Here is a 14,155-nt window from a genome sequence, read left to right as displayed (position 1 = left end):
TTGAAAAAGAATTATTTCATATTTTTAGGAAAAAATGGCCTAATATATTATAGTTGGTTATTTGTTGTCCTTTTTATTGGTTTAATTTTAGGATATGAGGGCACGAGTAAGATAAATTGGCCAGCAATTATTTTTATAGTAATTTTCTTTATTATTCTTATTTATTCACTTTTATCTTCTTACTATACTGAAAGTTATCTAAAATTACCCTATAAAATTAAAATGCCACTTAAGCAGGCTCCTAACAAGGTATGGGCATGGCGCGTATTTAACATATATCAAGTAAGAATTGATAATCTTCACCAATATTTCTTATTCAGAATTGAAAAAAATAAAGTAGAGTCTGGGAAATAAGTCTTAATTTGATTTATATCATGATTCTTTAGAAAGTAAAAACACTGACATATCAACGTTTATCTAACGATGATTATCAGTGTTTTCTTTATTTTAGAGTTTTTTCCAGACACTTGTTAATCTTTAACTTCTTTAGAAGATATATTTTCAATTGGCTTACCATTTTCATCAAAATAAGAATTAATATCACGACACCAAATCATTGAAACGGTATGTTGACCAACGTGAACACCAACTACAGGTCCAATAATGCTACGATCAAATCTAACTTTAGGAAAACTTGCTTCATAATCTTCAAGCCATTCTTGACCACGTTTAGGATCTAAAGAATCAAAAATTGTACATTGAATAGGATATGGCATATTTTCTGTCAGTGTTGCAAAATCATTTTTAACATGTTTGTACGCACGTTTATATTGACGTTCTTTGGCAATTGCTGAAATTTTTCCTTCACCTTGAACATCCATTGATAAAATTGGCTTAATCTTAAGTAAACCACCAACAAAACTAGCAGCGTTTGATAACCTACCTGTTCTCTTTAAGTGATTTAAATCATCAACCATAAAACGAACATCCATAGTTTTACGTAAATCTTCTAAATCATGCATGATTAAATCAACATCGGCACCAGCTTGTACTAACTTAGCAGCGAGCATTGCTGCATCAGCTTCACCAGCACAGGTAATGCGACAATCAAATAAATGTATATTTATTCTAGTTTCTTCGTTTGCAACACTTGCTATAGAGCTATAGAAGCTTGATAAACCGCTTGATAATGGAATAACAATTAAATCAGTATAGCCGTTTTCTACATATCGATCTACATACCTCTTAAATTCACCAACAGATGGCTGGGAGGTAGTAGGCAAAGTATCACAAGAAGCGAGTTTTTGGTAAAATTCCTCATATTTAATATCTACTAAATCTTTGTAGACTTTATCGCCCCAAATAATTGGAATAGGGATCACATCAATATGATATTTTTCTTGTTGTTCTTTAGTAAGATAGGAAGAACTATCAGTTAAAACGCCAATTTTCATATATATTTTTCCTCCATGTATATTTCTTAATATATATTGTAAGGTAAAAGGAATGATAAAGAAAATTTTGTTATAATAAAGATCGTAAATTAATACATATTTAGATATTTGGAAATGAGGGACCTAAATTCTAAAACGCTAATCAATTTCGACCAATTTTAGTTAATTATTAAATTATTTTATAGAAAAACGAGGTTTGCCAATGAAATCAGACATTCAAATTGCACAAGAAACTCAAGAATTACCAATTAACGAAATTGCAGCAAAAATTGATTTAGCTGATAACGATTTAGAACCCTACGGTTACGATAAAGCTAAGATTAATTGGAAAGCAATTCAAAGATCTAAAGAAAATAATCATTTAGGAAAGCTTATCTTAGTTACTTCAATTTCACCCACTCCAGCAGGAGAGGGAAAATCTACAATTACAATTGGCTTAGGTGATGCTATCAATAACCAACTTCACAAAAAGACAATTATTGCTTTGCGTGAACCATCAATGGGACCGGTTTTTGGTCTTAAGGGTGGAGCAACAGGCGGTGGTATGGCGCAGATCATCCCTATGGAAGATATTAATCTTCACTTTACAGGTGACATGCATGCTTTAACTTCTGCTATCAATACTTTAGCTGCTTTGGTTGATAATTATTTATATCAAGATAATAGTTTAAACTTAGATCCTAACCGTATTTTATTAAAACGAGGAATTGATGTTAATGATCGTTCTTTAAGAAAAGTAACCATCGGAGAAGGATCAAAATTTAACGGTATTGAACATCAATCTAGCTTTGCAATTACCGTTGCTAACGAGCTAATGGCAATTTTATGTTTAGCCAACGATATTAACGATTTAAAGAAGAGAATTGGTAATATGCTAGTTGGCTATACAACAGATGATCAACCAGTATTTGTTAAGCAATTAGGATTTCAAGGTGCAATTGCAGCGCTTTTATCAAATGCTTTGAAACCAAACTTAGTTCAAACTTTGGAACATACTCCAGCATTAGTTCATGGTGGACCTTTTGCTAATATCGCTCACGGAGCCAATTCAGTTATGGCAACTAATTTAGCTTTACATTTAAGTGATTACACACTTACTGAAGCAGGTTTTGGTAGTGACTTAGGTGGCCAAAAATTTATGGATTTTGTTTCTAAACATTTGGATAAAAAACCTGATGCCAGTGTTGTTGTTGCAACGGTCCGTGCTTTAAAATATCAAGCTGAAGGCTCAACTGAGCATTTAGATGAAGAGAACTTGGATGCTCTTCGTAATGGTTTTAAGAATTTAGAACGTCACATGAATAATATGCGTTCATATAATGTGCCTGTAATTGTTTTAATCAATCGTTTTGCAACTGATAGTGAAAATGAACTCGAATTATTAAAACAATTAGTTGAAGAACAAGGTATTAAAGCTGAAATTGTAAATTATCATGATGCTGGTTCTAAAGGCGGAATTCAGGCTGCACAAGCCGTAATTGATCTGGCTAATTCTGAAAAGGCTAGTTTAAAATCAACTTATGAAGAAAATGATAATGTTAAAACTAAGATCGAAAAAGTAGCTAAAAATATTTATCATGCTTCTAATGTTGAATATAGCGATAAGGCTGAAGAGCAAATTCAAGAGCTTGAAAAATTAAACAAAGATAAATTACCAGTTATTATTGCAAAAACACAATATTCATTTACTGATGATAAGAAACTTTTAGGTGCACCTAATGATTTCACTTTGCATGTGAAAGGAATCAATCTAAAAAACGGTGCCGGATTTATAGTTGTAACAACTGGTCATGTTTTAGACATGCCAGGTTTGCCAAAACATCCTGCAGCTTTGGATATTGATGTTGATGATAACGGAAAAATTAGCGGGTTATTCTAAAATTATGCAATTTCTATATTTAATTATTTCATTAGTTATAGTTTTGGCCGATCAAGGCTTAAAAACTTTTATTGTTAACAATTATCAAGTTGGCGAAGTTCACCAAGTAATACCAGGTATTTTGTCATTCAATTATCTACAAAACAACGGTGCGGCTTGGAATATCTTATCAGGGCAAATGTGGCTATTTTATGCCATCAGTATAGTAGCGATTATTGTTTGCTTGTACTTCCTTTTTAATAAAAAATACAAGCATCCCTTATTTGATGTAGGACTTGCGCTTATTTTAGGCGGAATCATTGGGAATTTTGTAGATAGAATTCATTTGAAATACGTTATTGACATGTTCCAACTTGATTTTGTCCAATTTAATATTTTCAATATTGCCGACTCTGCAATTACTATTGGAGTAATCTTAGTATTTGCATATTTAGTATTTTTTGATGAAAAAGAACAAGACGATGCCAAATAAATATGAATTAAATGCTGAAGATAATGCTGGTCGATTAGATAAATTTTTAGCTGATCAAATTTCAGAATTATCAAGAACACGTGTAAAAGAATTAGTTAAAGATAAACATATTTTAGTAAATGGAAAAGCTGAGAAGGTTTCTTATAAGGTTCAAAAAGGGGATCTGATTTCTGTTGAAATTCCTGCAGTTAAACCGTTAGATGTTATTCCAGAAAATATTCCTTTGGACATAGTTTATGAAGATGATGATGTCATTGTCGTTAATAAGCCTCAAGGTATGGTAGTGCATCCCGCGGCTGGCCATCCTGATCATACTTTGGTCAATGCACTTCTTTATCATACTAAGGATTTAGCTGATAGTCCTGAAGGTTTTAGACCTGGAATTGTTCATCGAATCGATAAGGATACTTCAGGCTTATTAATGATTGCCAAAAATTCTACAGCTCGTGAATCTTTAGAAGATCAATTAGCTCATAAAACTAATAAACGTTTATATTTAGCAATTGTTCATGGGAATTTCGGAGAAAAAGCTGGCACAATTGATGCACCAATAGGGCGCAACCACTTTGACCGTAAAAAGATGGGTGTTGTCGAAAATGGTAAAAATGCGGTTACGCATTTCAAAGTTTTGGAACAGTTTAAGGGCTATAGCCTTATTCAATGTCGACTTGAAACAGGTCGAACTCATCAGATTAGAGTTCATTTATCCTATATTGGACATCCAGTTGCAGGCGATCCATTATATGGACCAAGAAAAACATTAAAAGGAAACGGACAATTCTTGCATGCTCAAGTTTTAGGATTTAAACATCCCAGAACAGGTGAATGGTTAGAATTTAAAGTCGATCCTCCAAAGATTTTCGAAGAAAGATTAAGTGAACTTAGAAGAAGTAAGTGATCAAATGAAACGGTATTTAATTCTTGAAGATGGAAGTTCATTTCCAGGAAAAGGTTTAGGAGCAACTATTATCTCAACTGGTGAACTGGCAATTCAAACTTCTAACTTTGGTTATCAAGAAGCTTTGACTGATCCAACAAATGCAGGAAAAATTTTAGTTTTTACAACACCAATTATTGGTAATAGTGGGATTAACGCAATCGATTATGAAAGTATCAATCCAACTGTAAAAGGAATTATTGCCAATGATGTTGGGTTTAATGTTTCGGATAATGAGAATTTTGAAGAATTAGATTCTTTTTTAAAGGAAAAGAATATTCCTGCAATCTTTGATGTTGATACTCGTGCATTAGTACATCGCTTGATGAACGAAGGTACGATTAAAGCATCTATCATGGATACAGATGATGAACATGCTTTTGATCAAATTAAAGCATTAGTTTTACCTAAAAATAAATCTGCTACGGTATCTACAAAAAATGCTTATGCAGCACCTAATGTAGGTAAAAGTGTCGCTGTAATAGATTTGGGCTTAAAACATTCAATGTTACGTGAGCTTTCTTTGCGTCAAGTAAATGTTACCGTTTTACCCTATGATGCGACTCCAATTGATATTGAAAATTTACGTCCAGATGGAATAATTATTTCAAATGGTCCGGGTAAACCAAAAGAAGCACTAAAATACGTCAATGACACGTTGGATCATTTTTATGGTAAATATCCAATTTTAGGAATTGGCTTAGGCTTTTTAGTCTTAAGTGATTACTTAAATTTCGAATTAGTAGATTTGCCACAAGAATTTAACGGTATTAACTATCCAGTGATTGAACAAAATTCTAATAAAATTTGGCAAACATCAATGGATATTGATCAATTAGTCTTACCAGATAGCGTACAAATTAATATGAATCAAGAATATTTTGATTTACATACTGAATTATTGGCTGGTTTTGCTATAAATGAAGACAAAGTCATTGCTACAGCATTTAATCCTGAGGGAGCACCTGGAAGCTTAGATGCAATTGCAATTTTTGATCAATTTTTAAATATGATGGAGTAATTTATAATGCCTTTAGAAAATGACTTAGATAAAATACTAATTATTGGTTCAGGACCTACTTTAATTGGTAGTGTAGCAGAAATGGATTTGTTTGCTAACGATGCAATTACTGCTTTAACTGAAGAAGGCATTCAAGTTGTTTTAGTAAATCCAAATCCTGCTACAATTTCTACTGACAAACATCCTGATGTTACTGTTTATCTTGAACCCATGACTTTGGATTTTTTAAAGAGAATCTTACGTATGGAAGAGCCTGATGCAATTATGACTGCGTATGGCTCAACAACTGGATTAAAGGTTGCTCATAAACTTATTCAAGATGGTATCTTGCAACAAATGGGAATTAAGCTATTAACGATTAATCCACGTACCTTGGCAATGGGAAATCAACAAAAGAGAACGGACTTTTTATCCAAGCTCCATGTGGGGGTTAATCGATCATGGCAATTAGCTAATATTGCGCAAACAAACATAACTGAAAACTTAACGGCCTTAAAGGAAATGGTTTCTTTCCCGGTTTTAGTAACTAAATATAATCGTTTTGTTCGTAATGAACACTTAGGTTTTAAAACTCCTGATGAATTGTTTGCTTATTTTAAAACTGAAAGTAAAAACGAAACATTTTCTTGGGCGCATTATCGTTTAACCGAAGATTTATCTACTTGGGAAGAAGTTATCTTTAATTTAATTCGCGATCGTGATGGCAATATTGTCTTTATTAATTATGCAGGTGCTATGGAACCTGTAGGTATCAATTCCGGTGATTCAGCAACTGTAATGCCGGTTTTGACTTTGAATAATGATCAAGTTCAAGAATTACGATTTATTAGTAAAGAAATTGCGGAAAAGTTAAATGTCCTAGGTATCTTAAGCATTCATTTTGCAATTCGTCATCATGGTACTCAAATTCAGACTAAAGTTTTAACAATTAAGCCAAGATTGACACGTAGCTCAGTTTGGGCACAAAAAGTTGGCTTATACAGTGTGGGTTATATTGTAGCTAAAGTTGCAATTGGCTATAGTTTAAATGAGATTATTGATCCTAGATCTGGTTTAAATGCAACGATTGAGCCAACTTTAGATACAGTTTCCGTAAAAATGCCTTATTGGTCATTAGCTGAATCAGGTTATAATCACTATTGTTTAAGTAACCGTATGCAAGCTAGTGGGGAAGCCATTGGTATTGGTCGCAACTTTGAAACGGCCTTTCTTAAAGGGTTAGCTTCTACAACTAATTTTGAATTATGCTGGCAAGTATTTATTTCCGAATATAAGAAGAGCAAAGATGATTTATTAAATGACTTAGCACATCCCGATGAAATGCATTTAATAACTCTTCTGGCAGCGCTAGCACAAGGATTAACTTATTCTGACTTACAAAATATAATATATTTGCATCCCGTATATTTCCAAAAACTACGGCATTTAATTAAAATTGCTCATGAGATTCATGAGTCCGAAAATCTATCAAAAGAGATTTTAATTAAGGCTAAAAAGTATGGGTTTCCAAATGAACTAATTGCTAAATTGCAAGATACAACTGTAGATCAAATTGTAAAAAGACTTAAAGAAATTAATTTACAACCGTCTTATTTACAAATTGATGGTTCAGCTGGTGTATACAAACCTCAAGTACAATCTTTTTATAGTGCTTATAATGTTCAAAATGAAGTCCAGCCTTTAGCTTCAGATAAAAAAGTTTTGATAATCGGTATGCCACCTTTACAAGTTTCAGTTACTAGTGAATTTGACTATATGATTGCTCATGCAATTCATACTTTACATAAAAATGGATATAGAACCATTCTATTATCAAATAATGATGAGTCTGTTGCCGCTAACTATGAAAATTTAGATCGTGCTTACTTTGAACCAATAACAGTTGAAAACATTCTGGCTGTTGCTAATAAAGAAAAAGTTAAAGATGTATTACTACAATTTTCTGGCAAAAAGGTTAGTGCTTTAAGTCAAAAGTTAATCGATAACGGGCTTCATATTATGGGAAGAGAGGACATAAATCCTCGTGATAAGATTAATCAAGTTTTAAATGAACCTTTTAGAGAATTAAAGCATGTACCGTCATTAACTACCACTGATCGTGCGGCTGTTAAAAAATTCGTTCAAACTTATGGTTTTCCAGTTCTTATTGGTGGTTTTAGCAAAGATACCAAGCAAAAATCTGCTGTTGTGTATGATATACCGGCAATTGAAAAATATTTAACTGAAAATCAACTTGATCAAATTAGTATTTCTAGTTTTATCGAAGGAAATAAATATGAAGTAACTGCAATTTCTGACGGTAAAAATGTCACTATTCCAGGTATTATTGAGCACTTAGAACAAAGTGGATCGCATGCATCTGATTCAATTTCAGTATTTCAGCCACAAAATCTAGACGAAGTTGGCCAGCAAAAATTAGCTGAATACTCTATAAAATTAATAAAGCAAATAAATGTACGTGGGATTTTTAGTTTACATTTCTTAAAAGTTGAAGATTCTATTTATTTGCTTCAAATAAAACCTTATGCCGGACATAATGTTGCATTTCTTTCAAAATCTGTTGGTAAGGATATTACAGCGATTGCTACAGAAGTGATCGCTGGCAAAAATTTGCAAGAACTAGGCTTTAAAGATGAGCTTTGGGAAAATGACAACTTCATTCATGTAAAGATGCCCGTATTTTCATATATCAATTATCAAAGTGATAATACTTTCGACTCTAAGATGAAATCCTCTGGTTCAGTTATGGGACGAGATACAGAGTTAGCCAAAGCACTTTATAAAGGTTATGAAGCAAGTGATCTTCATATTCCGAGTTATGGTACAATTTTTATTTCTGTTCGTGATGAAGATAAAGAAGAAGCAACTAAGCTGCACGTCGTTTTGATCGTTTGGGATTTAAATTAATCGCAACAGAAGGTACTGCTAATATGTTTGCGGAAGCAGGTATTACTACTGGAGTTGTTGACAAAATTCATGAATCTCCCCGTAATTTAATTGAAAAAATACGCCAACATAAGATTGTAATGGTAGTTAATATTACTAACTTATCTGATTCAGCTAGCGCTGATGCGATCGTAATTCGAGATCAGGCATTATATACACATATTCCAGTATTTTCAAGTATCGAAACAACGGAATTAATTTTAGATGTTCTTGAAGCGTTAGCTTTAACTACACAACCTATTTAAAATAGCTAATCATACAAAAAAGGCTAAGATGTTAATTCATCTTAGTCTTTTTTGTATTTGTATATAATTTAATCAATCTTTTTAGAAAGAACTTCTTTTTCTTCTGGAGTTACTTCAATAGAATTTTGTCCAGTATAGATTACAAAACCAGGTTTTGCTCCATTAGGCTTTTTAACACGTTTATCTTGAACATAATCAACTTGAACGTGAGCGGATAATTTTCCTTTTGAGAAGAAAGCTGCGATTTCTGCTGCTTCACGAATATCATCATCAGATGGATTATCGTCACGTAAAATCACGTGAGAGCCTGGCATATTTTTAACGTGGAACCAATAATCAGTTTTGTTAGCCTTTTTTAAAGTAAGCCAATCATTTTGATAATTATTCTTACCAACTAAAACAGTTTTGCCAGAGGATAACTTAAACTTATTTAAATTACGTTCAGTAATCTTTTTGCGACGAACATTTTTCTTAGGTTTACGAATATAGCCCTGATTTTCAAGTTCATCGTTAATTTGATCAATATCTTGTGGATCTGCATTATCGATTGCTGTTTGAATTGAGTCAAAATAGGCTAAATTTTCTTCAGCAATTTTAATTTGCTCATTGACGTGTTTTATTGAATCTCGCAATTTTTTATAACGAGTAAAATATTTTTGTGCATTACGAGCAGGAGAAAGAGCTGGATCTAACTTAATTTCAATTGGAGCATTGTTTTCATAATAATTAGGAAGCGAAATCTTACTCATTCCTGGTTTTACTTCATTTAAATGTGCGTTTAAAATTTCTCCACGAATACGATAGCCTTCAGAATTTTCTGCCAAATCTAATTGTTTCTTCAATTTAACAATTTTCTTTGAAAGCTTCTTTTGTTCATTCTTAACTACCCGTTCAACCCGACCAGCTCGTTGTTTTACCCAATCACGCGTAGCCTGATATTGATAAAACTCATCAAGTGCATGATTAAGATCAGGATCTGAACTTTCTTTTTCCAATTCAAGATGGTAGGGAAGATATGGGAAAATCTTTCGCTTATTTCTTGGAGTCTTTAATACAAAACCTTTAGGATTTTCAAATTGTTTAAAGAAAGTTGAAAAAGTATCATAAGAATATTCATCTTCTAAATAACCAATTAATTCTTGGCGATCATCACGATCTAAACCACTCATTTTCTTAACTAATGATGCCGCGTCAGAATTTTGGGCTTTTTCTTCATTAAATTCATCCTCAGTCATCGTTAAGCCATTAAGTCCTGGCTTTAATGGTGGTAATTCATATTTTGCTTTAGGTAAAAGAATTCTTGCTCTGTTTTCATCAGGATTAATTCGTTTAAGCAAATCAATAATATGATTATCTTGTTGATTGTAGAGTATAACATTACTATGTCTGCCCATTAACTCTACGGAAAGAACTAATTTAACTTGATCTCCTAATTCGTTACGATTACTGAAATGAAAGTTAATGATTCTATCTAATCCTACTTGCTCAATTGATTGTAAAACTGATCCTTCTAGATATTTACGAAGTACCATTACAAAAGTTGGAGCTTTATCTGGATTAGAAATAGATTGATCTGTTAAATACATCCTTGGGTATTGCGCATTAGCAGAAATCAGCAATGGATAATTTTTTCTGTCTTTTCTGAATACCAAAACCAAATCTTGTTCAAATGGTTGGTATATTTTTGATAAACGTCCTCCAATAAGAGTAGGGGACAGATCTTTTAATAGGCTATGGATAAATAAACCATCAAATGCCATCTTTTATCACCTCAAAACACGCTTAATATTATACCAATAAATTGGTATATTCTTAAATGATTAATACTTTTCTATATACTATTAAATCATTATCTAACTTTTATGGTTCTTATACTACTTAGTAAGTGTCATACTTTAGTGATATAATTACCGTATGCTCTAGCTCAAAAGAAAAAAGGTTAATTATATGAATATTTTATCTTTCAGTACTATTGCAGAGTACATTAAAAAGGAAATAAATCATAAGTGTGGACTTAACATCTCACAAACTAGAATTCTACTGTTCTTTGATAAAAGCCACAACCAACCCTTAACAATGGGAAAGCTTGCAAAAGGTTTAAATATTTCACTTTCTACTTTAAGCCGTCAACTACAACAAAAGAAGACTAGATTGCTTATTGAAGTAACTAAATCATCTACGGATTCTAGCAAAACTGTTGCACTAAATACATCAGGATTAAGTAAAGTGAATGATTTGAAAAAAACATTAAACAGTATTCAGCAAAAGTTATTTTCTAATATAGCCGAAGATGAAATTAATATCTTTGTAACCAATCTAAATCTTCTGGCCAATCAATCTAATTATGCTCAAACTAGCAATTAATGTAATTCGAACAAAGTTATTTTTTATGCTATAATTTGCCTATACAAATTCATAAATGAAGGGGTTTATATATGAAGATTGCATTAGTAACAGATAGTACTAGCGTCTTAACTGAACAAGAAGTTAAAGACAACAATGTAATCGTAATGCCTATTCCTGTAATTATTGGTGATAAAGAATATTTAGAAGGCGTTAATATTACTTCTAAAGAATTATTCGAAACTCAAAAGCAGGGAGCAGCTTTTCCTAAGACTTCTCAACCAAGTATGGGAAAAATGATAGAACTTTATAATAAACTTCACGCAGAAGGTTATGAAGCTATCATTGATATTACATTGTCTGGCGGTATTTCCGGATATAACGCAACATTACAAAATATTGCAAGAAATAATCCAGAATATAACTTATATCCATATGATTCTAAAATGACGGTTCGTCTTCAGGGATATTTAGTTTTAGCTGCAGCCAAAATGATTAAAAATGGTCTTACACCTGAAAGAATTATAGAAAAATTAGATGAAATTCGTCAAACTATTGATGAAATTTTTGTTGTAGATGATCTTAAAAACCTTAGTCGAGGTGGAAGATTAAGTAATGCAAGTGCGTTCATTGGGACAATGCTTCATATTAAGCCACTTTTAACATTTAAAGATGGAAAGATTGTAGCCTTTGATAAAATCCGTTCAATGAAGAGAGCAGTCACTAAGATTGAAAGCTTAGCTCTTGATCGGACAAGCGATTTATCATATAAGGATAAACTAAGACTATTTGTATTTCACTCAAATGACTTAAAGCAAGCAGAAGGTATTAAGGAATTTATTAATAATAATTTCCCTGGTATGCCTGTAGATATAGCAGAATTTAGTCCAGTAATTGCTACTCACTTAGGTGAAAAATCAGTTGCCATTGCTTGGATGGTTGACATTGATAAAATAGATTTAACTAAATAATAAAAGCCGGTTAAAAGACCGGCTTTTTTATACGTATTTTTTACCTGTAATTTTTATTATCAATATCAGATATTTCATTAAGGGCCGCACGTTGCTTTTTTTGATCAACATGAGTATACAAATCAGTAGCCGATGTTCCTTTTTGTCCTAATTGTTGTGCAACAAGAACTTGATCTTTCGTAACATCATATAATTCTGATGCTAAAGTATGTCTTAATTTATGGGGAGTAAGCGGGTGACCAAATGCAGCAGAATATTTATTTACCATTTTTTCAATTGCATTAGTAGTCATTCTACGTGTTTGATCATGCCATCGTGTTAAAAAGAACGCTTGCTCATGATTATCTGCATAATATCGTTGTTTCCGTATTTTTTTATATTGAATAATATAATCTAATGTCCATTCAGCAATTGGAACACTATCCTTTGACCGCCTTTACGAGTAACATCAAGTATGGCATCTTTTAAATTTAAATCGTTTAGATTTACGCCTGCACATTCGGAAACTCGAATTCCTGTACCTAAAATCAGTGCAACAATCGCCATATCGCGCTCCCTGTTCTTTTTAAAGGAGGGAAGGGCTTGTTTATTACAATGATCAATGTACTTATGATCAATAAATTCTAAAAAATCATACTTAAGTTGACCAGTATACATATGGGACTCTAAAATATGAGCACGATAATTTAGAGTTTTAGTACTATTAAGAGATTCAATTTTCAACATAACATTTCTATCAAAGTAGGGTTGACCATTATTATTATCAGCAGTTATTGTTAAAAATTTATACAAAGATCTTAAAGCATTGATTGAACGATTAACGGTAGTTGGTGAATTTAAACGTCCTTGTTGATTCTTAGTATGTTGCAAATAATCAATATAAAGCATGATGTCATTACGACGTAAATTTTCAAGAGTATCTGTAGAAATATGTTTATTATCAATTGCTGGAGATAATCCTTCATGTCTAAGCCAATCAAAGAATCTGCGAATTTCAGTTAAATATTGATAGGATGTAGTAAGTGAATGCGTTGTACCAAGATTATATTGTTTAACAAAATCTGGCATTTTTTCTAGTTCAATTTGAATTAAATCTAAATATTTTTGTGTCTCCATAATAAAATCTTTCTAAAAATTAATTTTAATATAAGCTATACAATAATTTATTTCAATAGGAAAGTCTATCTACCTATCATTAAAATTATAGTTTTAATGATAACGATGTATAAAAATATTATAGCATAAGCTTTTTAGCAATTTATTAAATATTTGAATTTGAATACAAACTAAAAAGCTAAACATAAATCATGAGTTTAACCAATACTATTAAATTCACTTATTTTGTTTAGCTTAATATTTTTATATTTATGACTTGGATAAAATATGAAATTCAAATCTAGATTTATGGTAAATTATTGATCTACTAAATTTTAAAGACTCTAGAAGCTTAATCTCAGCATTAATTATATGATGAAATTTCAACTAAATTACCATCTGGATCTCTAACATAAACTGATGTCATTTTTCCTTTAGCACCATGTTTGGTAACTGGTCCTAATTCAATTGAAATATTATGTTGTTTAAAATTATTAATAATATTAGCAACTGAATCTGAAGATTCCAAACAAAAATCAAAATTACCAGTTGATAAATTATTGGCCACAATCGCGCCAACATCGTTAGACAATTTTCTAAAACGTAAAAGCGAGTTGCCACACTTTAATGAAGCAAAATTATCATTAGTTTGATCGCTAATAATTGGTAATCCAATAACGTTATGATAAAAATCCACAGATTGTTTTAAATCCTTAACTATAAGTACAAAATGATCTAAATTAACTATATTCAATTTGCTACCTCTATTTTTTGATTTTAGCTTTACATAATATATATTATACGAAGCCGTATAATGGAAATCATGTGACTATCTCCCATTATCTTTTAACT

Annotated in this window: 10 protein-coding genes and 2 pseudogenes; 8 read left to right on the top strand and 4 right to left on the bottom strand. The window is 31.7% G+C overall.

Translation table 11 applies throughout. The features are described 5' to 3' along the window. Complete coding sequence (locus tag JCM6256_RS03800) at positions 1–354, top strand: hypothetical protein (RefSeq protein WP_025080476.1); 354 nt, start codon at positions 1–3, stop codon at positions 352–354. Positions 355–470: 116 nt separating this feature from the next. Here JCM6256_RS03800 and JCM6256_RS03795 read toward each other — a convergent pair whose 3' ends face one another. After that, the gene (locus JCM6256_RS03795; RefSeq protein WP_025080475.1) at positions 471–1,394 is read right to left on the bottom strand and encodes a DegV family protein; all 924 of its coding nucleotides are present in this window, start codon (positions 1,392–1,394) and stop codon (positions 471–473) included. Between the two features lie 202 nt (positions 1,395–1,596). Between JCM6256_RS03795 and JCM6256_RS03790 the strand changes: the two genes are divergently transcribed. The 5 genes and pseudogenes from JCM6256_RS03790 (at position 1,597) to carB (ending at position 8,894) form a co-directional block, all read left to right on the top strand. Continuing rightward, positions 1,597–3,273 carry a formate--tetrahydrofolate ligase gene (locus tag JCM6256_RS03790; protein WP_025080474.1) on the top strand — a complete coding sequence of 559 codons (1,677 nt, stop codon included), beginning with the start codon at positions 1,597–1,599 and terminating at the stop codon, positions 3,271–3,273. Between the two features lie 4 nt (positions 3,274–3,277). After that, positions 3,278–3,745, top strand: a complete 468-nt coding sequence (lspA, locus tag JCM6256_RS03785) for a signal peptidase II (RefSeq protein WP_025080473.1) — start codon at positions 3,278–3,280, stop codon at positions 3,743–3,745. Further along, entirely contained in the window at positions 3,735–4,643 is a 909-nt protein-coding gene (locus JCM6256_RS03780) for an RluA family pseudouridine synthase (protein ID WP_025080472.1), read from the top strand. Before lspA ends, JCM6256_RS03780 begins: the two co-directional genes overlap by 11 nt. A gap of 4 nt (positions 4,644–4,647) precedes the next feature. Then, a complete protein-coding gene (locus JCM6256_RS03775; RefSeq protein WP_025080471.1) occupies positions 4,648–5,703 on the top strand; it encodes a carbamoyl phosphate synthase small subunit in 1,056 nt (351 codons plus the stop codon). 6 nt (positions 5,704–5,709) lie between these two features. Continuing rightward, positions 5,710–8,894: pseudogene (carB, locus tag JCM6256_RS09630) on the top strand (carbamoyl-phosphate synthase large subunit). Positions 8,895–8,962: 68 nt separating this feature from the next. Here the strand turns inward: carB and JCM6256_RS03765 are convergent. After that, on the bottom strand, positions 8,963–10,654 hold the full coding sequence (locus JCM6256_RS03765; RefSeq protein ID WP_025080470.1) for an Rqc2 family fibronectin-binding protein: 1,692 nt from the start codon (positions 10,652–10,654) through the stop codon (positions 8,963–8,965). A gap of 187 nt (positions 10,655–10,841) precedes the next feature. Here JCM6256_RS03765 and JCM6256_RS03760 point away from each other — a divergent pair, with 187 nt between their 5' ends. After that, positions 10,842–11,258, top strand: coding sequence for a MarR family winged helix-turn-helix transcriptional regulator (locus JCM6256_RS03760; protein ID WP_025080469.1), 417 nt, complete (start codon positions 10,842–10,844; stop codon positions 11,256–11,258). A 71-nt stretch (positions 11,259–11,329) separates the two neighbouring features. Further along, on the top strand, positions 11,330–12,208 hold the full coding sequence (locus JCM6256_RS03755; RefSeq protein WP_025080468.1) for a DegV family protein: 879 nt from the start codon (positions 11,330–11,332) through the stop codon (positions 12,206–12,208). Positions 12,209–12,248: 40 nt separating this feature from the next. Here JCM6256_RS03755 and xerS read toward each other — a convergent pair. Both xerS and JCM6256_RS03745 read right to left on the bottom strand, forming a co-directional pair. Next, positions 12,249–13,324 (bottom strand): annotated as a pseudogene (gene xerS / locus JCM6256_RS09625) (tyrosine recombinase XerS). A gap of 343 nt (positions 13,325–13,667) precedes the next feature. Then, positions 13,668–14,057 (bottom strand): VOC family protein, encoded by a 390-nt coding sequence (locus tag JCM6256_RS03745; RefSeq protein ID WP_025080467.1) that lies wholly within the window; start codon positions 14,055–14,057, stop codon positions 13,668–13,670. Between the last annotated feature and the right edge of the window lie 98 nt (positions 14,058–14,155).

Origin of the sequence: Lactobacillus hamsteri DSM 5661 = JCM 6256, assembly GCF_000615445.1 — a bacterium.
Taxonomy (GTDB): Bacteria; Bacillota; Bacilli; order Lactobacillales; family Lactobacillaceae; genus Lactobacillus; species Lactobacillus hamsteri.
The sequence above is the reverse complement of the archived record's forward strand: the minus strand, read 5'-3'. Positions and strand labels throughout refer to the sequence as shown.